General features: G+C 73.2%; 18 protein-coding genes and 5 tRNA genes. 13 read left to right on the top strand and 10 right to left on the bottom strand.

All coding sequences use genetic code 11. The features are described 5' to 3' along the window. Positions 1 to 2 precede the first annotated feature (2 nt). Positions 3 to 371, bottom strand: a complete 369-nt coding sequence (locus NRK68_RS06935; protein ID WP_046780414.1) for a hypothetical protein — start codon at positions 369 to 371, stop codon at positions 3 to 5. A gap of 567 nt (positions 372 to 938) precedes the next feature. Here NRK68_RS06935 and NRK68_RS06930 point away from each other — a divergent pair. From NRK68_RS06930 to NRK68_RS06895, 8 genes are all read left to right on the top strand, one after another. Then, positions 939 to 2,024, top strand: coding sequence for a methionine ABC transporter ATP-binding protein (locus NRK68_RS06930; protein ID WP_183067622.1), 1,086 nt, complete (start codon positions 939 to 941; stop codon positions 2,022 to 2,024). Continuing rightward, the gene (locus NRK68_RS06925; protein WP_183067621.1) at positions 2,021 to 2,689 is read left to right on the top strand and encodes a methionine ABC transporter permease; all 669 of its coding nucleotides are present in this window, start codon (positions 2,021 to 2,023) and stop codon (positions 2,687 to 2,689) included. Before NRK68_RS06930 ends, NRK68_RS06925 begins: the two co-directional genes overlap by 4 nt. Before the next feature lie 121 nt (positions 2,690 to 2,810). Continuing rightward, positions 2,811 to 3,674, top strand: a complete 864-nt coding sequence (locus tag NRK68_RS06920; protein WP_183067620.1) for a MetQ/NlpA family ABC transporter substrate-binding protein — start codon at positions 2,811 to 2,813, stop codon at positions 3,672 to 3,674. Between the two features lie 246 nt (positions 3,675 to 3,920). Beyond that, entirely contained in the window at positions 3,921 to 4,649 is a 729-nt protein-coding gene (locus NRK68_RS06915) for a GNAT family N-acetyltransferase (protein ID WP_257855342.1), read from the top strand. A 70-nt stretch (positions 4,650 to 4,719) separates the two neighbouring features. Then, positions 4,720 to 5,922 (top strand): precorrin-6y C5,15-methyltransferase (decarboxylating) subunit CbiE, encoded by a 1,203-nt coding sequence (gene cbiE / locus NRK68_RS06910; protein WP_183067618.1) that lies wholly within the window; start codon positions 4,720 to 4,722, stop codon positions 5,920 to 5,922. A gap of 275 nt (positions 5,923 to 6,197) precedes the next feature. Next, complete coding sequence (gene cobT, locus NRK68_RS06905; RefSeq protein ID WP_183067617.1) at positions 6,198 to 9,443, top strand: nicotinate-nucleotide--dimethylbenzimidazole phosphoribosyltransferase; 3,246 nt, start codon at positions 6,198 to 6,200, stop codon at positions 9,441 to 9,443. A gap of 447 nt (positions 9,444 to 9,890) precedes the next feature. Beyond that, positions 9,891 to 11,126, top strand: coding sequence for a uroporphyrinogen-III C-methyltransferase (gene cobA / locus NRK68_RS06900; protein WP_257855341.1), 1,236 nt, complete (start codon positions 9,891 to 9,893; stop codon positions 11,124 to 11,126). A 43-nt stretch (positions 11,127 to 11,169) separates the two neighbouring features. After that, positions 11,170 to 11,982: a TrmH family RNA methyltransferase gene (locus tag NRK68_RS06895; protein ID WP_183067615.1), complete on the top strand. Its 813-nt coding sequence runs from the start codon at positions 11,170 to 11,172 to the stop codon at positions 11,980 to 11,982. A gap of 17 nt (positions 11,983 to 11,999) precedes the next feature. On the opposite strand, the gene NRK68_RS06890 is transcribed toward NRK68_RS06895, so the two are convergent. After that, a complete protein-coding gene (locus NRK68_RS06890; protein WP_373023479.1) occupies positions 12,000 to 13,202 on the bottom strand; it encodes a serine/threonine-protein kinase in 1,203 nt (400 codons plus the stop codon). Between the two features lie 545 nt (positions 13,203 to 13,747). Here NRK68_RS06890 and NRK68_RS06885 point away from each other — a divergent pair. Continuing rightward, complete coding sequence (locus NRK68_RS06885; protein WP_046780405.1) at positions 13,748 to 13,933, top strand: hypothetical protein; 186 nt, start codon at positions 13,748 to 13,750, stop codon at positions 13,931 to 13,933. Between the two features lie 245 nt (positions 13,934 to 14,178). On the opposite strand, the gene NRK68_RS06880 is transcribed toward NRK68_RS06885, so the two are convergent. The 5 genes from NRK68_RS06880 to NRK68_RS06860 form a co-directional block, all read right to left on the bottom strand. Continuing rightward, positions 14,179 to 14,253: transfer RNA gene (locus tag NRK68_RS06880), tRNA-Val, on the bottom strand. Positions 14,254 to 14,293: 40 nt separating this feature from the next. Continuing rightward, positions 14,294 to 14,365: transfer RNA gene (locus NRK68_RS06875), tRNA-Val, on the bottom strand. Between the two features lie 19 nt (positions 14,366 to 14,384). Further along, positions 14,385 to 14,456: transfer RNA gene (locus NRK68_RS06870), tRNA-Val, on the bottom strand. Position 14,457: 1 nt separating this feature from the next. Then, positions 14,458 to 14,531 (bottom strand) — tRNA-Cys (locus NRK68_RS06865). A 39-nt stretch (positions 14,532 to 14,570) separates the two neighbouring features. Continuing rightward, positions 14,571 to 14,643 (bottom strand) — tRNA-Gly (locus NRK68_RS06860). Between the two features lie 180 nt (positions 14,644 to 14,823). On the opposite strand from NRK68_RS06860, the gene NRK68_RS06855 reads away from it, so the two are divergent. Genes NRK68_RS06855 through NRK68_RS06845 form a run of 3 tightly spaced genes read left to right on the top strand, consistent with a single transcriptional unit; the run spans position 14,824 to position 17,610 of the window. Beyond that, entirely contained in the window at positions 14,824 to 15,906 is a 1,083-nt protein-coding gene (locus tag NRK68_RS06855) for a chorismate-binding protein (protein WP_257855339.1), read from the top strand. Beyond that, the gene (locus NRK68_RS06850) at positions 15,903 to 16,724 is read left to right on the top strand and encodes an aminotransferase class IV (RefSeq protein WP_257855338.1); all 822 of its coding nucleotides are present in this window, start codon (positions 15,903 to 15,905) and stop codon (positions 16,722 to 16,724) included. The genes NRK68_RS06855 and NRK68_RS06850 overlap by 4 nt, the downstream gene beginning before the upstream one ends. 43 nt (positions 16,725 to 16,767) lie before the next feature. Next, a complete protein-coding gene (locus NRK68_RS06845) occupies positions 16,768 to 17,610 on the top strand; it encodes a GNAT family N-acetyltransferase (protein ID WP_257855337.1) in 843 nt (280 codons plus the stop codon). Positions 17,611 to 17,655: 45 nt separating this feature from the next. Here the strand turns inward: NRK68_RS06845 and NRK68_RS06840 are convergent, their stop codons facing one another. Next, positions 17,656 to 18,150: a DsbA family protein gene (locus NRK68_RS06840; RefSeq protein WP_183067610.1), complete on the bottom strand. Its 495-nt coding sequence runs from the start codon at positions 18,148 to 18,150 to the stop codon at positions 17,656 to 17,658. 205 nt (positions 18,151 to 18,355) lie between these two features. On the opposite strand from NRK68_RS06840, the gene NRK68_RS06835 reads away from it, so the two are divergent. Continuing rightward, positions 18,356 to 18,796, top strand: coding sequence for a hypothetical protein (locus NRK68_RS06835; protein WP_183067609.1), 441 nt, complete (start codon positions 18,356 to 18,358; stop codon positions 18,794 to 18,796). A gap of 293 nt (positions 18,797 to 19,089) precedes the next feature. Here the strand turns inward: NRK68_RS06835 and NRK68_RS06830 are convergent, their stop codons facing one another. Both NRK68_RS06830 and NRK68_RS06825 read right to left on the bottom strand, forming a co-directional pair. After that, positions 19,090 to 19,710, bottom strand: a complete 621-nt coding sequence (locus NRK68_RS06830) for a CGNR zinc finger domain-containing protein (protein WP_183067608.1) — start codon at positions 19,708 to 19,710, stop codon at positions 19,090 to 19,092. A gap of 198 nt (positions 19,711 to 19,908) precedes the next feature. Further along, entirely contained in the window at positions 19,909 to 20,322 is a 414-nt protein-coding gene (locus NRK68_RS06825; RefSeq protein WP_030011909.1) for an SsgA family sporulation/cell division regulator, read from the bottom strand. Between the last annotated feature and the right edge of the window lie 159 nt (positions 20,323 to 20,481).

Here is a 20,481-nt window from a genome sequence, read left to right as displayed (position 1 = left end):
CGTCAGGCACCGGTGGTTCCCCAGATGTCGTAGAGCCGTACTTCGAGGACGGCGAGGACCACCGCGCCGGCGGCCACGGTCACCGATCCCCACTTGGTCCGCTCGGTCAGCGAGAGCAGCCCGGCGGCCGGTACCGCGGCGAACGCGCCGAGCAGGTAGGCCACGAAGATCACCGAGCCCTCGTCGGGCTTCTCGCCCCTGGCCAGCTGGACCAGGCCGATCACCAGCTGGGCCAGGACCAGCACGGTCACCACGGCCATGCCGATGAAGTGCCAGTCCTTGGTCGGCTGGTCCCGCAGCGCGGCGTAACCGCACCAGGCGGCGAGGGCGAGTGCGGCCACGCCGATGGCGACCGTCAGGGCGTCGAGCATGCAGCGAGGGTATTACGGGCCGAAAGACCCGATGCGCGCGCCCCGCTCCCGGCCCGCCCCGAGGCCGTGGTCTTGACCACAGAGGCCCTTGCGGGCGGGCCCCGCGGCGACCTCGGGGCGTGGGCCCGCGGGACGGCGTCGGCGCAGGTCAGAGGGGAAGCCCGGGGGAGGGGACGGATGGTCGGGACCGACCTGTCCTGTCCGCTGTGCGGCCGAATCCCGTCCGCTATCCGGACAACTTTGATCGGTGAGGGGATACGTCTGCTTTACTGGGGCCCATGACCACGACGAGCAGCCGCACCCTTGCGACCGAGGCGACGATGACGCCCGGTGCTCGCTGTATGTGTCGAATGTGCGCCTTCTGAGGGCCCCTTCCTGAGCCTCGCGCCCCGAAGCGAGACCGGCCGCGCCAGTACGTCACCACCTGATGGACAGCACGGCCCACTCATGCCCCGCGCACGCGTCGAAGCCATCGATTTCTGACGGTTCGTCCCGTATCGCGTCCCAGATGTATGCCCCGTGCCCGGCACTCCGCTGCGCCGCGCACTCGACAGCGACGGAATTCCTGTGATCACCACATCGGGCCTCACGAAGGTCTACCAGTCCCGTGGCCGCGAGGTCACCGCCCTGGACGGCGTCGACCTCCACGTCCGCGAGGGCGAGGTCTACGGAGTCATCGGCCAGAGCGGCGCCGGCAAGTCCTCCCTGATCCGCTGCGTGAACCTGCTGGAGCGCCCCACCACCGGCACCGTGCACGTCGACGGCGTCGACCTCACGGCGCTCGCCGGCCGCGGCCGGCGCGCAGGCAAGGAACTGCGCGAGGCCCGCAGCCGCATCGGCATGGTCTTCCAGCACTTCAACCTGCTGTCCTCGCGCACCGTCCAGGCCAACATCGAGCTGCCCCTGGAGATCCTCGGCGTCTCCGGCCGCGAGCGCTCCCGCAAGGCCCTCGAACTGCTCGACCTGGTCGGCCTCGGCGACAAGGCCAAGGCCTACCCCACCCAGCTCTCCGGCGGCCAGAAGCAGCGCGTCGGCATCGCCCGCGCCCTGGCCGGCGACCCCAAGGTGCTGCTCTCCGACGAGGCGACCAGCGCCCTCGACCCCGAGACCACCCGCTCCATCCTGAAGCTGCTGCGCGACCTCAACGAGCAGCTCGGCCTCACCGTGCTGCTCATCACGCACGAGATGGACGTCGTCAAGACCGTCTGCGACTCGGCCGCCCTCATGAAGAAGGGCCGGATCGTGGAGTCCGGCACCGTCGCCGAACTGCTCGCCACCCCCGGCTCCGAGCTCGCCGGCGAGCTGTTCCCGGTCACCGGCGCCGCCTCCGGCCCCGACCGCACGGTCGTCGACGTCACCTTCCACGGCGAGGCCGCCGCCCAGCCCGTCATCTCGCAGCTCGCGCGCACCTACAACATCGACATCTCGATCCTCGGTGCCGCGATGGACACCGTCGCCGGCCGGCTGATCGGCCGTATGCGCATCGAACTGCCCGGCCGCTACGAGGACAACGTCGTGCCCGTCGGCTTCCTGCGCGAGCAGGGCCTCCAGGTCGATGTCGTCACCGAGGAGGCCGACGCGGCCGACGGCGCCGACGGGATCGACAACGAACTGGCCGAACTGGCCGCACTGGTCAAGGATGGTGCCAAGTGACCTGGTCCGAGATGCAGCCCCTGCTCACCCAGGGCACCTACGACACCCTCTACATGGTGCTGTGGTCCACCCTGGTCACCGTGCTCGGCGGACTGCCCATCGGCATCCTGCTGGTCCTCACCGACAAGGGCGGCCTGCTGCAGAACCAGCCGCTCAACAAGGTCCTCGGCGTGATCGTGAACATAGGCCGCTCGCTGCCGTTCATCATCCTGCTGATCTTCCTCATCCCGGTCACCACCGCGGTCGTCGGCACCTTCATCGGCCCCACCGCCATGATCGTCCCGCTCGCGATCGGCGCCATCCCCTTCTTCGCCCGGCTCGTCGAGACCGCCGTCCGCGAGGTGGACCACGGCCTGATCGAGGCCGTCGAGTCCATGGGCGGCGGCATTACGACCCTGGTCGGCAAGGTGCTCCTGCCGCAGGCCCTGCCCTCCCTGGTCGCCGGCGTCACCACCACCGTCATCACCCTCGTCGGCTACTCCGCCATGGCGGGCGCCGTCGGCGGCGAAGGCCTCGGCTCCAAGGCCATCACGTACGGCTTCCAGCGCTTCGAGACCGGCTTCATGGTCGCCACCGTCGTGGTCCTCATCGTCCTCGTCACGGTCGTCCAGCTGATCGGCGACGGCGTCGTACGCCTCCTGGCCCGCCGCGGCCGCACCGCCTGACCGCCTGACCGGCACCCAGGGCAGCCGCCCCCACCGATTTCCGCCATAGAGCCCGCACTTGTCGTGCTTGGGCCACCACCAGCAAGTCATCGGTACTTGTTCAGCAAGAAAGGCACTCTTCGTGCGTAAGAACATCAAGCTCACCGCCCTCGCCGCCACCGCCACCGCGCTGACCCTCGGCCTCACCGCCTGCGGCAGCTCCTCGGACCCGTCCTCCGCGAAGGCCGACGGCGGCAAGGCCGACGAGAGCAAGCCGCTCGTCATCGCGGCCTCCCCGACCCCCCACGCCGACGTCCTGAACTTCGTCAAGGACAAGCTCGCGGCCAAGGAAGGCCTCAAGCTGGAGGTCAAGGAGTTCACGGACTACGTCCTGCCCAACACCGCCACCGAGCAGGGCCAGGTCGACGGCAACTACTTCCAGCACAAGCCGTACCTCGACGACTTCAACAAGAAGAACAACACCCACGTCGTCCCCGTCGTGAACGTGCACCTGGAGCCCCTCGGCCTCTACTCCAAGAAGGTCAAGTCGCTCGCCGACATCAAGGCCGGCCAGACCATCGCCGTCCCCAACGACACCACCAACGAGGGCCGCGCGCTCCAGCTGCTGGCCGCGAACAACCTGATCACCCTCAAGGAGGGTGTCGGCACCGGCGCCAAGCTGTCCGACATCACCGACAAGAAGGGCCTGGAGTTCAAGGAGCTGGAGGCCGCCACGGTCCCGCGCGCCCTGAGCGACGTGGACGCCGCGGTCATCAACGGCAACTACGCCCTGGAAGCCGACCTGGCGCCCGCCAAGGACGCGCTCGCCCTGGAGAAGGCCGAGGGCAACCCCTACGCCAACTTCCTCGCGGTCAAGGACGGCAACCAGAACGACCCGCGGATCCAGAAGCTCGCCAAGCTCCTGAACTCCGACGACGTCAAGAAGTTCATCGAGGAGAAGTACCAGGGCTCGGTCGTCCCGGCCTTCGGCACCCCCGCCTCCTGACCCCGTCCCTGCACCCCACCGCCCGACCCCGTCGGCCCCGGACGGTCATGCATCTCGGCCCCGTACGCCCCTGTCGGCGCGCGGGGCCGAGTCCTGCCCGCTCCCGGGCAACCCGGCCCTGCACATCCCCCCGCCGATGCTGCATGCTGTGGCCTACGGCCCGTGGACCCGGTTGCGCACCAACTGCCCCCGCCCACGGTCGCATCGCACCACGGTCGCACCACGTTCTCAGGCATGGAGCTGCGCATGACTACCACCTTTCCGGACGTCACCATCAGCACGGACCGGCTGGTGCTGCGCCCGTTCGAGGAGGAGGACGTCACCGCGCTCGCCGAGATGATGAACGACGAGAACATCACCGCCTGGACCTCCGTACCGCACCCCTACACCCACGCCGACGCGCGGGCATGGGCCACCCGGGACTCCCACGCCGAACGCGCCGAGGGCCGCGGCATCGTCTTCGCCGTCACCGAGTTCCTCACCCAGCGCCTCGTCGGCATCGTCCACCTCCGCAACACCGACTGGCGCACCCGCGCCACCGAGGTCGGCTACGTCACCGCGCCCTGGGCCCGCGGCGAGGGCTACGCCTGCGAGTCCGTCCTGGCCGTCGCCCAATGGCTCTTCCGCGAGCAGGCGTTCGAGCGCCTGGAACTGCGCACCGCCGCCGACAACACCGCCTCCCAGCAGGTCGCCCAGAAGATCGGCTGCATCAGCGAGGGCGTCCTGCGCAACGCGTGGACCGTGCGCACGCAGACGGCCGACGGCGGCTGGGCCGACACCCGCACCGACCTGATCGTCTGGAGCCTCCTGCCCGAGGACCTCGACGAGGGCGACGGCCTCGACGGATACGACGGCTACGAGAGCTACGACACCCACGACACCCACGGCGGCGGCCGGGGTGCGTACCCGGGCCACATCGTCCCCGGACAGCGGTCCGACGCGAGCGGCCACCCCGTCGGCGCCGACCGGAAATGAACCGATGACCGGGTAGTCTCACCGTGCCCGCCCCTCCCTCCCGCCCCCCCACATCAGGAGACAGACGACGATGGCCGACCGGGTCACGGTGATCGGCTGGGACGGTTCGCCCCTGACCTCGGCCGCCCGGTCCGCGCTCTCCGCCGCCACCCTCGTGGCCGGAGCCGCCCACCACCTCGCGCTCCCCGAAGTCCCGCCCACCGCCGAACGCATCCGCCTGGGCAGCCCGGGCCTGGCCGCCCGCCGCATCGCCGGCCACCGCGGCACCGCGGTGGTCCTCGCCGACGGCGACCCCGGCTTCTTCGGCGTCGTACGCACCCTGCGCGCCCCCGAGCACGGCCTGGAGGTCGAGGTCGTCCCCGCCGTCTCCTCCGTCGCGGCCGCCTTCGCCCGCGCCGGCATGCCCTGGGACGACGCACAGGTCGTCGTCGCCCACCCCCGCACCCTGCGGCGCGCCGTCAACGTCTGCCGCGCGCACCCCAAGGTCGCCGTCCTCACCTCGCCCGGCGCCGGCCCCGCCGAACTCGCCCTGCTCCTCGACGGGGTCCACCGCACCTTCGTGGTCTGCGAGGAACTCGGCACGGACCGCGAGCAGGTGAGCGTCCTCACCTCCGACAAGGCCGCCGACCACAGCTGGCGCGACCCGAACGTCGTCATCGTCATCGGCGGCGCGGGACAGGCGCCCGCCGCCGAGCCCGGCTGGCTGCTCGGCCAGACCCCCGCGCACTCCGCCGAACGCGGCTGGGCCCGGGCGCGGCCCGGCGCGGGGGAGGGGGAGTCGGGACTGCTGCACGCCGCCCAACTCGCCCGGCTCGGCCCGCGCACCGGCGACCTCGTCTGGGACATCGGCACCGGGTCCGGCGGCGTGGCCGTGGACGCGGCCGCCCTCGGCGCGGCCGTCATCGCCGTGGACGCCGACCCCGCGGCCCGCGACCGTGTGACCGCCGCCGCCCGCGCCCGCGGAGTACAACTGCAGTTCGTCGACGGGCGGGCACCGCACGTCCTGGAGAACCTGCCCGAGCCCGACGTCGTCCGTGTCGGCGGCGGCGGCGCCGAGGTCGTCGCGGCCGTCGCCGACCGGCGCCCCGGACGGATCGTCAGCCACGCCTCCACCCGCGACGAGGCGGAGGCCATCGGCCGGGTCCTCACCGAACACGGTTACGACGTCGAGTGCGCGCTCCTGCAGTCCGTCGGCCTGGACCCCCGCACCTGGGCCGAACAGGACCGTTCCGTGGTGTTCCTCCTGGCAGCTCAGCGCCCTGTCACCCGCTGAGACGAGGGCCGGGGTAGGCTGGCCGATCGTCGTACTGCGCGGACGTTTCGGGCATCGCGACACGGCCTGGACGCGCGACGTGGCGCAGTCCACAGAGGACCGTGGTGGTTATGGCCGCCACGATCGCTAACGGGCGCGACAATGCTTACTGGTTGTCGCGCAGGCGCACGTGAGACGGACTCGTCGCACCCGCGACACCGCACGGCAACTCCGCTCGGAGGCCTCGTGGGCGACCGGGTGATCGAAGAGGCAACACCGATGGGCGAGGGGTAAGCATGACTGACACCGGCCAGGTCCCGGGCGAGGGTCTCCCGGACAACACGGGCATGGTGGATCAGCAGGGCATCCCCGCCCCGGTCCAGATGCCGGCACCGATGCCCGGCTACGCCTTCCAGGACCTCATGGACCCGGCCGAGCCGGAGGACGAGGAACTCCTGCTCATGCCGAGCGCCCAGGGCTCCTGGAGCGACCCGCAGGTCGTTCCGCAGGTCCCGGCCTTCCCGGTGGAGCCCCAGGCCGTCGAGCCGCAGCTGTACGCCGACCCGTCCTACGGCACCGACGCCGCCTACCCCGGCGCCCCGGCGGCGTACCCCGAGCCCGGCGCGTACACCGAGTTCCCCCAGCCCGTCTTCCCCGACGGCTCCTACAGCGCGGGCGCCCACGAGACGGGCGGCCGGGACTCCGGCGCGCTCGACCTCGGCGGACTCGTTGTCCCGCCGCCCGCGGCCCCCGCCGCCCCGACGGCCCCCGCGACTCCCGTCCGGCGCCCGCTGCACATGGGCCCGCCCATGCCCGACGCCACCGGCGGAGTCGTACGGTCCCTCGCCGACCGCGGCCCGGCCGCCGCGCCCGCGCAGGCCGCCCCGATCGCCTCCGCCCCGAACACCGCCACGGGGGCCACCCCGCTCCACCAGGCCGGCCCCCCGACCATGGGGCCCGAGTACCTGGACGTGCCCCGCGCGGAGGCCGCCCAGGAGCCCGCCCCACAGCTCGGCGAGGTCCCGCCGCAGGCCGGGGCGCCCTGGACGCCGGAGCCCGTCGCCGCGCCGGAGCCGCCGGCGGCCGAGGCAGCCCAGGCCCCCGAGCCGGTCGCAGCCCCCGAGCCGGCCCAGGCCGCCGAGCCCGTACAGGCCGCCGCGGAGCCCGAGGCTCCGGCCGCACCCGCCGAGCCGGTGGCGGCCCAGGTCCCGCAGCAGCCCGACGCCGTACCGGCCGAGGTGCCCGCCCCGACTGCGGAGACCCCCGAGCCGGTGGCCGCCGAGGCACCCGTCGCCGCCCCCGGGACGGCCGCACCCGTGGAGCCCGCGGAGCCGGTTGTCGAGGCCGTCGTCGCGGAGCCGGTCCAGCCGGTGCCGGCCGAGGCCGTCGCTCCCGTCCCGGTCCAGCCCGTGGACGCCCCGCCGCAGCCCGTGGCGGTCGCCCCCGCGGAGGTCGCGGAGCCGGTCGAGGCGGTCGAGCCCGCCGCGCCCGTCGTGCCCGTCGTGCCCGAGCCGGTCCACCCGGAGCCCGTGGCCGTCGCCGTGGAGCCCGCCGAGCCGGCCGTCGCTGCCGTTGTCGTGGAGCCCGTCCAGCCGGTGCCCGCCGAGGCCGTCGCCGCCGTCCCGGCCCAGCCGGTGGCCGACCCGGCCCCGCCCGTTGTGACCGGCCCCGGGGAAGCCGCCCAGCCGCTCGCCGAGGCCGTCGCCGTGGAGCCCGTCCAGCCGGAGCCCGCCGAGGCCCAGGACGCCGACGGGCCGGAGCAGGCCGAGGCCGAGCAGACCGAGGCCGAGCAGGCCGAGCCCGCCGCGGGCGAGCCGGCCCCCGGCTACGACGACGCCGAGCGCGAGGCCGTCCTGCGCGTCATGCGCGAGCGCCGCGACATCCGCAAGGGCTTCCGCACCGACCCGATCCCGCACGAGGTGCTGCTCCGCGTCCTGGAGGCGGCCCACACCGCGCCCAGCGTCGGCCACTCCCAGCCCTGGGACTTCGTCGTCATCCGTTCCGCGGACACCCGCCGGACGATGCACGAGCTCGCCCAGCGCCAGCGCGAGGCCTACGCGAAGTCGCTGCCGAAGGGCCGCGCGAAGCAGTTCAAGGAACTGAAGATCGAGGCCATCCTCGACACCCCGGTGAACATCGTGGTCACCGCCGACCCCACCCGCGGCGGCCGCCACACCCTCGGCCGGCACACCCAGCCGCAGATGGCCCCGTACTCCTCGGCCCTCGCCGTCGAGAACCTCTGGCTCGCCGCGCGCGCCGAAGGCCTCGGCGTCGGCTGGGTCAGCTTCTTCGACGAGCGCGAGATGGTCCGCGAGCTCGGCCTGCCCGAGCACCTCGAGGTCGTCGCCTACCTGTGCGTCGGCTACGTCGACGAGTTCCCGGAGGAGCCCGAGCTCGCCCAGGCCGGCTGGTCGCAGCGCCGACCGCTCTCCTGGGTGGTCCACGAGGAGACCTACGGCCGTCGCGCGCTGCCCGGCGAGGAGCCGCACGACCTCCTCTCCGAGACGGTCGCCGGCATCCGCCCGCTGGACGCGAAGGCGCTCGGCGAAGCCTGGGAGCGCCAGAAGCGCATGACCAAGCCCGCCGGGGCCCTGGGCATGCTGGAGATCATCTCCGCCCAGCTCGCGGGCCTGTCCCGGGTCTGCCCGCCGCCGATCCCCGAGCCGGCCGCGGTCGCGATCTTCGCGGGCGACCACGGGGTCCACGCCCAGGGCGTCACCCCGTGGCCGCAGGAGGTCACCACGCAGATGGTCGCCAACTTCCTGGGCGGCGGCGCGGTCTGCAACGCCTTCGCCAACCAGGTCGGCGCCGAGGTCTGCGTGATCGACGTCGGTGTCGCGGGCGACCTCCCGGCCACCCCCGGCCTGCTCCCGCGCAAGGTCCGCCCGGGCACCGCCGACCTGTCCACGGGCCCGGCGATGACCCGCGAGGAGGCGATCGCGGCCATCGAGGTAGGCATCGAGACGGCCCGCGACCTGGTCGCGGCGGGCAACAAGGCGCTCCTCACGGGCGAGATGGGCATCGCGAACACCACGGTCTCCGCCGCCCTCATCTCCGTCTTCACGGGCGTCGACCCGTCCGAGGTCACCGGCCGCGGCACGGGCATCAACGACGAGACCCACGCCCGCAAGGTCGACGTCGTCCGCCGCGCCCTGGAACTGCACCAGCCGGACCCGGCGGACCCGGTCGGCGTCCTCGCGGCGATCGGCGGCCTGGAGCACGCGGCGATCGTGGGCCTCCTGCTGGGCGGCGCGTCCCTGCGTACGCCGGTGATCCTGGACGGCGTCAGCGCGGGCGCGGCCGCCCTGGTGGCCCGTGCCATCGCGCCCGAATCCCTCTCGGCCTGCATCGCGGGCCACCGCAGCGCGGAGCCCGGTCACGTGGCCGCCCTGAACAAGCTGGGCCTGCGCCCCCTGGTCGACCTGGACCTCCGTCTCGGCGAGGGCACCGGCGCCCTGCTCGCCCTTCCGCTGGTCCAGAGCGCGGCCCGCGCGATGCACGAGGTCGCCACCTTCGACTCGGCGGGCGTCACGGAGAAGTAACCCGTCCCTGGCAGAGCCTCCGCCCCGCCCCTCGCACGCAGGCGGGGCCGGTTCTGCGGTACGGGCTGCCGTGGGGCGGGGACACTCCGGGAGGTCCCCGCAGGCCGAGCGAACCCACCGCCGACCGGCGAGCCGGTTCGCTCGGGGTTCGCGAGCCGAGGAGACCTGCCGGAGGGGCACCGCCCCACCGCGAAGCCCCGCCCGGACCGGGCCGCCGCCCCCGGCGGGCCGTACGGCCGCCGCCGCACGGCGGAGCCGCTCCACCGCGGCGTGCGGGGTGCGCGGGGCGGAGCCCCGGGGGAAGCCGGGGCGCAGCCCCCGTCCGTACCTCGGGACGGTCCGCGCCGTATGGTGGACCCGCACCGCATCACCGCACGTCAGCAATCCCGCCGCTCCAGAGCCGCAGCGGCACGACAGAACGACTGCCGCACCAGGAGCCGCACTGCCATGGCCGACACCCCCGCCTACCCCGTAGGCCTCCGCCTCGCCGGCCGCCGCGTCGTCGTCATCGGCGGTGGCCAGGTCGCCCAGCGCCGCCTCCCCGCGCTCATCGCGGCCGGCGCCGACGTCCTCCTCGTCTCGCCCTCCGCCACCCCCTCCGTGGACGCCATGGCCGAGACCGGCGAGATCCGCTGGGAGCGCCGCCGCTACCAGGACGGCGACCTCGCCGGCGCCTGGTACGCCCTCATCGCCACGCAGCACCGCGACGTCAACGAGCGGGCCTCCGCCGAGGCCGAGCGCGAGCGCGTCTGGTGTGTGCGCGCCGACGACGCCGCCGCGGCCACCGCCTGGACCCCGGCCACCGGCCGCATCGAGGGTGTCACCGTCGCCGTGCTGACCGGCAACGACCCGCGCCGGTCCGCCGCCGTCCGGGACGCCGTGGTCGAGGGCCTGCGCGACGGCAGCCTCGCCGCCCCCGGCCACCGCCACAGGTCCACCCCCGGCGTCGCCCTCGTCGGCGGCGGCCCCGGCGACCCGGACCTGATCACCGTGCGCGGCCGCCGCCTCCTCGCCGAGGCCGACGTGGTCATCGCCGACCGGCTCGGCCCCCGCGACCTGCTCGACGAGCTCCCCCCGCACGTCGAGGTCATCGACGCCGCGAAGATCCCGTACGGCCGGTTCATGGCCCAGGAGGCCATCAACAACGCGCTGATCGAGCACGCCAAGGCCGGCAAGGCCGTGGTCCGGCTCAAGGGCGGGGACCCGTACGTCTTCGGCCGCGGCATGGAGGAGCTCCAGGCCCTCGCCGAGGCCGGTATCGCCTGCACCGTCGTCCCCGGCATCTCCAGCTCCATCTCCGTGCCCGGCGCCGTCGGCATCCCGGTCACCCACCGCGGAGTCGCCCACGAGTTCACCGTGGTCAGCGGCCACGTCGGCCCCGACGACCCGCGCTCCCTCGTGGACTGGGCCTCCCTCGCCAAGCTCACCGGCACCCTGGTGATCCTCATGGGCGTCGACAAGATCGGCCTGATCGCCGAGGCGCTCGTCCGGCACGGCCGCTCCGCCGACACCCCCGTCGCGGTCGTCCAGGAGGGCACCACCGCCACCCAGCGCCGGGTGGACGCCACCCTCGCCACGGTCGGCGAGACGGTCCGCGCCGAGGAGGTCCGCCCGCCGGCCGTCATCGTCATCGGCGAGGTCGTCCGCGTCGGAAGCCCGGACGTTCCCACCACCAGCGCCTGACAAGGCCGTTGGCACCACACCCAGGACAAGGCAGTATCACCCTGTGGCTGATCTCATCACCATCACCGACCCCGACGACCCCCGCCTGCGCGACTACACGGGCCTGACCGATGTCGAACTGCGGCGCAGGCGCGAACCCGCGGAAGGCCTCTTCATCGCCGAGGGCGAGAAGGTCATCAGACGGGCCAAGGACGCCGGGTACGAGATGCGCTCGATGCTGCTCTCCGCCAAGTGGGTCGACGTCATGCGCGACGTGATCGACGAGATCCCGGCCCCGGTCTACGCCGTCAGCCCCGACCTCGCCGAACGCGTCACCGGCTACCACGTGCACCGCGGCGCCCTCGCCTCCATGCAGCGCAAGCCGCTGCCCACGGCCGAGGAACTCCTCGCCACGACCCGCCGCGTGGTCGTCATGGAGGCGGTCAACGACCACACCAACATCGGTGCCATCTTCCGCAGCGCCGCCGCCCTCGGCATGGACGCCGTGCTGCTGTCGCCCGACTGCGCCGACCCGCTCTACCGGCGCTCGGTCAAGGTCTCCATGGGCGCGGTGTTCTCCGTGCCCTACGCCCGGCTGGAGGCCTGGCCCAAGAGCCTGGACCCGGTGCGCGAGGCCGGCTTCAAGCTGCTGGCGCTGACCCCGCACGAGAAGGCGACCCCGATCGACGTGGCGGCCCCGCAGTCCCTGGAGCGGGTCGCGCTGATGCTCGGCGCCGAGGGCGACGGCCTGTCCACGCAGGCGCTCGTCGCCGCCGACGAGTGGGTGCGCATCCCCATGGCCCACGGCGTGGACTCCCTGAACGTGGGCGCCGCCGCCGCGGTCGCCTTCTACGCGGTGGCCCAGGGCCGCCCGTAGCGGCCCGCGGGGCGGCGCTACAGCTTCTGCGCCGCCGCGATGCCCAGCGCCACGATCAGCGTGACCACGATGAACACGATCAGGCGCTGGCGCATCAGCTTCGGGTCCGGCCGCGAGGGCCGCCGCCCCGCACCCGTGGTCCTGGGCGCCGGACGGCCGCCCGTACGCCCCGCGGTCGGCCGGGAGGACGGGCCGCCGGGACTGCGCGGGTGGCGCGGGGAGGAGGGCCGCGAGTGCGGGCCGCCGGGCGCGCCGCCCTGCGGCCTGGGCGCGCTGCCGCCCGTACGGCGCTCCGTACGCAGTTCCGCGTGGTCCGCGGACCCCTCGGGCAGTCGTCCCGTCGGCCGTTCGACACGGGCCCGCTGGGCCGGCGGGCGGCCGTCCGGCAGCCCCTGCGCCTCGCGGGCCGCGATCTCCTTGAGCCGCATCGACAGCTGGAGCGTGCTGGGGCGCTCCTCGGGGTCCTTGGCCAGGCAGGCCCGTACGAGGGGCGCCAGCGCGTCCGGGACGCCCTGCAGGTGCGGTTCCTCGTGCACCACGCGGTACAGCATGACCTCGGAACTGCCGTGCCCGAAGGGCGAGTCGGCGGTCGCCGCGTAGGCGAGGGTGGCGCCGAGGGCGAAGACGTCCGTGGCCGGGGTGACGGCGGCGCCGCGCACCTGCTCGGGGGCGAGGAAGCCGGGGGAGCCGACGGCCGTACCCACATGGGTGAGGGTGCTCGCCCCGGTCGCCCACGCGATCCCGAAGTCGATGATCCGGGGGCCCTTGGGGGACAGGAGGATGTTCGAGGGCTTGAGGTCGCGGTGGACGACCCCCGCCTCGTGGACGGCCACCAGACCCTCGGAGAGCGCGGCGCCGACGGCGGCGATCTGCGCGGCCGTCAGGGGGCCCTCCTCGGCCACCTTGTCGTGCAGCGAGGGCCCGGGTACGTACTGGGTGGCGAACCAGGGCCGCTCGGCCTCCAGGTCCGCGGCGACCAGGCGTGCCGTGCACCCGCCCCGGATCCGCCGGGCCGCGGACACCTCGCGGGCGAACCGCGAGCGGAACTCCTGGTCCTCGGCCAGATCCGGCCGGATGACCTTGAGCGCGACGCGCTGCCCGCGCCGGTCCGATCCCAGGTAGACCACGCCCATGCCGCCGGCCCCGAGCCGCCGGTGCAGTCTGAACGAGCCGACGACACGCGGGTCCTCGCGCCGGAGCCGCATCATCGCCATGTCCACCCCGCTGACCGGTCGTCCTGTTGACGAGCCACAGCTTACGGACCATCCGGCATGCGTGCTCAGAGGCCGCGCCCTCGTCGGGAGATTCGATTGTCAGTGCGGCACAGCACACTTGAGGGAGCTTCAGGGATCCGGCCGGCCTTTGCCGCGGGGGCGCACGGCAGCTCCAAACGGCCCTTCGGCCAAGGGGATTGGCGCCCCGCTGCAGGCCGGAGCGCGCCGGAGTGCGCGCCGGCGCCGCCGCGAGCCGAGTCGATCTTGCGGATGCCCGGTCGGCGGACACGCGGGGCCAGCGAGTGACGGAAGTGAGGGAAGTCACTGCCCTCCGGTCATCCCCTCCGGGATGACCCCGACGTGAGGGGGACGGTCTCCACCCAGGGGAGTACACGGGAGGGCCGTCCTCATCCTCCCGGAGGCCCGGAAATGGGTACGAGGGCATGAGGCCTGCGGCCTTCCGCCCGCCTAGTGTTGAAGTCAAGCGGCGGGTGATGCACTCGTCCCCCGAGGTCAAGAGCCCGCCGCTGCCAGACGACAGGGAGAGGGCCATGGCGGGCATCGCACGGCAGGGACGCAAGGCATTCGCGTTCAACGGCCATGAGTCCGGTACCCGCCACCCGCTGGTGGCCGCGGCCATGGTGCTCCCCCTGGCCGCCCTGCTGCTCTTCCTCTTCGGAGGATTCGACCAGCTGGCGGCACAGGCGTCGTCCGTGGGCATGATGCCGGGGCGCTGAGCGGCGCCCCGGGCCCGGGAGAGCGGCCCGGGCCGGGACATCGGCCTGTCGTACCCCGTGGGGACGGGGGCGCGACGGACGGCAGGTGAAGGGTGCTGCCCGTACGACTGGGGAGTCGTACGGGCAGCACCCTTTTTGACGTTCCCGCAGGAGCCGGCGGAGGCCCGCCGGAGCCGGCGGGAGGCCGCGTACCCGTGTGGCGGAACGCGAAAGCCCCGGCCGTGGAGACGGCCGGGGCTTTCCGGTGGTGCGCGATACTGGGATTGAACCAGTGACCTCTTCCGTGTCAGGGAAGCGCTCTCCCGCTGAGCTAATCGCGCGGGACCGCGGTATGAAACCGCAGATGGTGCGTGTACTGCGTGCGCGATACTGGGATTGAACCAGTGACCTCTTCCGTGTCAGGGAAGCGCTCTCCCGCTGAGCTAATCGCGCGGGGATCCTTGCGGATCAGTGGACGATACTGGGATTGAACCAGTGACCTCTTCCGTGTCAGGGAAGCGCTCTCCCGCTGAGCTAATCGTCCTTGGAGGTGGAGACGGGATTTGAACCCGTGTAGACGGCTTTGCAGGCCGTTGCCTCGCCTCTCGGCCACTCCACCATGGAGCTGCAGGGGTTCTCGGGAAGATCCCCCACTTCGAGCGGACGACGAGACTCGAACTCGCGACATCCACCTTGGCAAGGTGGTGCTCTACCAACTGAGCTACGTCCGCAGGTCACCTTGTTCGCTCCGGGGTTTTTCCCCTTCGCTCCCTGGCGACGTGTTGAACTCTAGCGGATTACCGGGCCAGCTCAAAAACGCGTTTCCGCAGCGTGCTGCCGCACGATCACCACAGGTCACCCGGCCGTCACCGCACCGGCGCTCCCGCGTCGCCGGTCATAGACTCGCAGCCGTGCACGACCTGCCACCCATGGCCCGCTTCGGCGGCCTCCTCGCGACCGACCTGCGGGATGTCACCAGTGATCCCGCCGCCCTCGACTCCACCGGCTTCTGGGCGGTGGCCGCCGACTTCGAAGGGCGCCTCGTCTGCGCGCGCTTCGGGGACGTACGGCCCGACCCCGTCCCCGCGCCCGTCCCCGGTGCCTGGGCCGGTCCCGACGCCGACCAGTGGACCTCCTCCCTCGACCGCGCCGCGTACGTCGCCGGGGTGCGCCGCATCCGCGAGCACATCGCGGCCGGCGAGGTCTACCAGGCCAACCTCTGCCGGGTGATGTCCGCGCCGCTGCCGCGCCCGGACCTCGCCGACGTCGACGCCCTCACCGCGCTTCTCGCGCGCGGCAACCCCGCGCCCTTTGCAGGAACGATTCGGCTCGCCGCGCACGGCGTGGAGATCGCCACCGCCTCCCCCGAGCTGTTCCTGCGCCGCGACGGCCGCCGGGTCGAGTCCGGGCCCATCAAGGGAACGGGCCGCACCGCCGCGGACCTCCTGCCCAAGGACCACGCCGAGAACGTGATGATCGTGGACCTCGTGCGCAACGACCTCGGCCGGGTCTGCGCCACGGGCTCCGTGACCGTTCCCGAGCTGTGCGCCGTCGAGGAGCACCCCGGCCTCGTCCACCTCGTCTCCACCGTGAGCGGCGAACTCGCCGACGGCGCCGGCTGGCCCGAACTCCTCGCCGCGACCTTCCCGCCCGGATCGGTCACCGGCGCACCCAAGTCCTCCGCCCTGCGGATCATCGAGGCCCTGGAGACCGCCCCGCGCGGCCCCTACTGCGGCGGCATCGGCTGGGTCGACGCGGACCGCGGCACCGGCGAGCTCGCCGTCGGGATCCGTACCTTCTGGATCGACCGGGAAGCCCCCGGCGGCCCCCGGCTCCTCTTCGGCACCGGAGCCGGCATCACTTGGGGGTCCGACCCCGACCGCGAATGGGCGGAGACCGAACTCAAGGCCGCCCGCCTGCTCCGGGTCGCGGCCGGCCGGGAGCCCATCGCCCCCCAGGGGGCCAACCACACCAGTGGAAGGACCGCACCATGAGAATCTGGCTCGACGGATCCCTCAGGGACCTCGACGACGCCACGGTGTCCGTCCTCGACCACGGGCTCACCGTGGGCGACGGCGTCTTCGAGACGCTCAAGGCCGAGCGCGGCCGGGCCTTTGCACTCACCCGCCACCTGGAGCGGCTGACCCGCTCGGCCCGCGGCCTCGGCCTCCCCGACCCCGACCTCGACGAGGTGCGCCGGGCCTGCGCCGCCGTCCTGGACGCCGAACCGGTCGAACACGGCCGCCTGCGCATCACCTACACCGGCGGCCTCGCCCCACTCGGCTCCGACCGCGGCGACGCCGGCACCACCCTGATCGCCGCCGTCGCCGCCTCCCCCCGCCGCCCGGACACCACCGCCGTGATCACGGTCCCCTTCGTGCGCAACGAGCGCTCCGCCGTGGCCGGCCTGAAGACCACCTCGTACGCGGAGAACGTCGTCGCGCTCGCCGCGGCCCACCGGGCGGGCGCCTCCGAGGCGCTCCTGGCCAACACGGTCGGACGGCTCTGCGAGGGCACCGGGTCCAACGTCTTCGTCGTGCTCGACGGGGAACTGCACACCCCGCCCCTGGATTCCGGCTGCCTCCCCGGCATCACCCGGGCCCTCGTCGTCGACTGGGCCGGCGCCAAGGAGACCGACCTGCCGCTGGAGGCGCTCGAACAGGCCGAGGAGGTCTTCCTGACGTCCTCGCTGCGCGACGCCCAGGCGGTCGTCCGCCTCGACGGCCGGGACATCGCCACGGAGCCCGGACCGGTCACGGCCGAGGTCATGCGGATCTTCGAGCTGAAGGCCGGCGACGACATCGATCCGTGAGCACCGGTGACGCGGAGCCGTGGGGCAGGTAGAACTCCAAGTGATGACCACCACCCTGCGGCCCGCGCAGCCGCTTCAGCGAAACAGCGACGGCACCCGGCGGCGGACCTACGAGGTCCGGGTCAACAGCCGTCGCGTCGGCACGCTCGAACTGGCCACCCGCTCCGCGGCCCAACCCGGCATCGGCGTGATCCGCGGGCTGTGGATCGACGAGGAAGACCGGCGGCGCGGTCGCGGCACGGTGGCCGCGCTCGCCGCCGAGGAAGTGCTGCGCTCCTGGCGCTGCACCGGGGTCGCCGTGTCGGTGCCCGCCGACGCCGGGCCGGCGCTGCGGATGGCCGCGGCCCTCGGCTACCGGGAGACCGGCCGGATCATGGTCAAGGACCTGCCGGCGCAGCCGCCGGTCCTCCCGGCGGGCAGCGTCGGGCGGCCGATGACCCGGGCCGAGTACGACGCCTGGCTGGAGCCGGGCATCGTGGAGTACGGCCGCCGGCTCGTCGCCCCCGGCATGACCGACGAGCAGGGCGTGGCGGCCTCCCGCGCCGAACACGCCAGGATGCTGCCCGACGGCCCGGAAACCCCCGGGACGCACGTCCTCCTGCTGGAGACCGCGGCGGGGGAGGCCCTGGGCACGCTGTGGGTGGGGTTGTGCGAGCTGCCCGGCCCCGGCACCGTCCCGTACGTGTACGACGTGAAGGTCGCGCCCGAACACCGCGGGCAGGGTCACGGGCGCAGCCTCATGCTCCTCGCCGAGCGGACCGTCCTGGCCGCCGGAGGGAGCCGGCTGGGCCTGCACGTCGTCGAGGGCAACACCCCGGCCCGGCGGCTGTACGAGTCGCTCGGGTACCGGGACATCGCCGTGAACGCCGCGAAGGAACTGATCTAGGCGGTTGTCCGGCGGCTCGGGCGTCCCGGCGGGGGAGCGGACCGGTCAGGCGGCGAGGAGGCGGTCGACGATCTCCTCGATGCGGGCACGCAGGCCCTCCTGGCTCTTGCCGCCGTCCAGGCGCTCGCCGTCGATCACGTACGTCGGGGTGCCGGTCACGCCGATGGCCTTGCCCTCGGCCTGGTCGGCGTCGACGATCAGGATGTGCCGTCCGTCGATCAGGGCCGTGTCGAACTCCTCGACGTCGAGGCCCAGGCCGCGGGCCACGTCCAGCAGCACCGGCTCACCGCGCTCGGCCAGCTCCACCGTGCGGGCCAGCAGGGCCTCCGCGTACGGCCAGCCCTGCCCCTGCTCGGCGGCCTCCTCGGCGGCCTGCGCGGCGGCGAAGGCGTGCTTGTGCTTCTCCAGGGGGAAGTGGCGCAGCCGGATGTCCAGCCGGTCGCCGTAGCGGGCCCGCAGGGCGCGGACGTCGTCCAGGGCGCGGTGGCAGTCCGAGCACTGCAGTTCGCACCAGACGTCGAGGATCACGGAATCGGTCATACGGACAGTCTCCCAGCCCCCGCCCGCCCCACCGACCGCCACCTCGGAAGGAGGCCGACCCCTAAGGGGTGGCCCGCAGACGCCCCAGATCTCCCGGAGATCCGGGCGGGGCGGGCGCAGAGCCTGGCCGCTGCGGCGGCGGGCGGTGCACGATGGATGGACGGACGGGACACACCTCTCCGCCGCCGAGAGTCCGGAGGACCGCATGCTTGCCGAGACCATTTGCTCCGCGGTGTCCGCGGCGGGCCTGGGCATCGCCGTGGTGACCGCCTACCGCAGGCGGTTCCTGGCCGCCGCGCGGATCGCCGCGTACTCGCTCGTGCCCGTCGGCCTCGTGATGACGGGTGTCGTGGAGTGGCTGACCGGCATCGTCTTCAACCCGACCGTCTGGATCGGCTTCGGGCTGCTGGGGCTGGCCTGGCTGATCCTCTTCACCACGCGAGCCGTCGAGCGGCGCAGCCCGGGCGGGTCCGGGAAGCCCGCGAAGAAGCAGGCGAAGGCGCGCGCCTCCGCGGACGCCGTCGCCCCCGCCGCCTCCAAGCCCTCCCTGGGCGCGGCCGCCCCGCCCCGCCGCGACCAGCCGTCCACCACCCCCGCGGACGACTTCTCCGACATCGAGGCCATCCTCAGGAAGCACGGCATCTGACCACCGCGCCCGCGGCGGGTCACGCCAGTGTCGGCGCGCGGTGTCCAGCGGCAGGAAGCACGGCGGGCGGGGTGGGGGGTGCGGGATCGTGATACGTCCACGAGATCGAGCGAACTGCCGCGCGAGTGTTGGCGTGTTGTGGAGTGCGGGGCGGTTCGCTGCGCCATCATCGGCGCGACATGTTCGAGACATCGCAGAGTGACCCCGCGGTGCCCGTCGCGGTACCCGACCCCGTTGCCGACGAGCCGCGAGGCTGTCTGTTCGCGCTTTCCCAGCCGCCCCTGATGATCTTCCTAGCGGTGATCGGGATCCTGCTGCTGCTCGCCGCCGTGCACGATCTCTTCCTGCTCTGACGCTCCCGCGTCGGCCTCCTTGCGACGGGCCCGGTACGCCGCCACGTGCAGCCGGTTCCCGCAGGTCCGGCTGTCGCAGTAGCGCCGGGAGCGGTTTCGCGAGAGGTCCACGAAGGCCCGCCTGCAGTCGGGGGCCTCGCAGCGGCGCAACCGCTCCTGCTCGCCGGAGACCACGATGAAGGCCAGCGCCATGCCGCCGTCGGCCGCCAGGTGGTCGCCCACCGACGCGCCGGGCGCGAAGTAGTGCACGTGCCAGTCGTAACCGTCATGGTCGGTCAGCTGCGGGGTGGTGCCCGCGGTCGCCACGAGCTCGTTGATCAGCACGGACGCGGCGCGGGCGGTGGGCGCCGCGAAGACCTGGGCGAACTTCGAGCGCACGGTCCGGACGCCGGCCAGATCACGGGCGCCGAGCTCGCCGACGTCGCTGATCGAGTACTCCTGGACGAAGCCGCGCAGCGCGCCGATGTCCGAGAGCCCGTCCGGCTGGTCCGGTTCGGCCGCGGTGTTCACCAGCGCGACGACGACGTCGAGCGCGCGACGGGTGTCGTGTGGGATCTGCACGGTGTCTCCCTCGGGGGCCGGGCCTGCGGCGACGGGCGTGCCGCCGATGCCGCCCGACAATAGCCGGTCCCCGCGCAGCACACAGGCGCCGTCCTCGCGGGTGGCTTCCGCGGGAACAGCGCCGGCGCAGGCGTATGTGGTTGTCCGCTCCGCACCGTCGCCCCGAGTCGGACGGTGTCGAGCGGCCGGGAGCCTGGCTCAGCTCTCGGCCAGGATGTGGGAGAGCTCCTTGTCGAGGTCGAAGTGCCGGTGCTCGGTCCCGGGTGGAACCGCGGCGTCCGTCCGCTTGAGGAACGACTCCAGGGCTCGGGCGGGTGCTTCGAGAAGCGCTTCTCCCTCCGGTGAGCTCAGGGCGATGCAGACGACGCCCTGACCGTGACTGCGGGAGGGCCAGACGCGGACGTCGCCGGTACCGGTGGGCCGGTGGAGGCCCTCCGCGAGGAGGTCGCGGGCGAACACCCATTCGACCGTCTCCTCGGCGCCGGTGTGGAAGGTGGCGTGCACGGCGTAGGGATCGGCCGTGTCATACCGCAGGCCCGCGGGAACAGGCAGTGAGGACTCGCTCGACACAACGAGGCGCAGGTGCAGCTCGCAGCTGACCGTGGTGTTCATAAGCGCCAGGGCCTTTCGCTCAGTGTGCGCTCGGGGATTCGCACGTCGGCGAAATCGACATGCCACCTACGGTGTCGTTGTAAACCCCTCTGACCGTTTTGCGGACCTCTGGGTCCCTCGGACGGCGGATCCAAACCATCGTTCCCGTGTGCTTCGAGC

Source organism: Streptomyces yangpuensis (assembly GCF_024666385.1).
Taxonomy (GTDB): Bacteria; Actinomycetota; Actinomycetes; order Streptomycetales; family Streptomycetaceae; genus Streptomyces; species Streptomyces yangpuensis.
The sequence above is the reverse complement of the archived record's forward strand: the minus strand, read 5'-3'. Positions and strand labels throughout refer to the sequence as shown.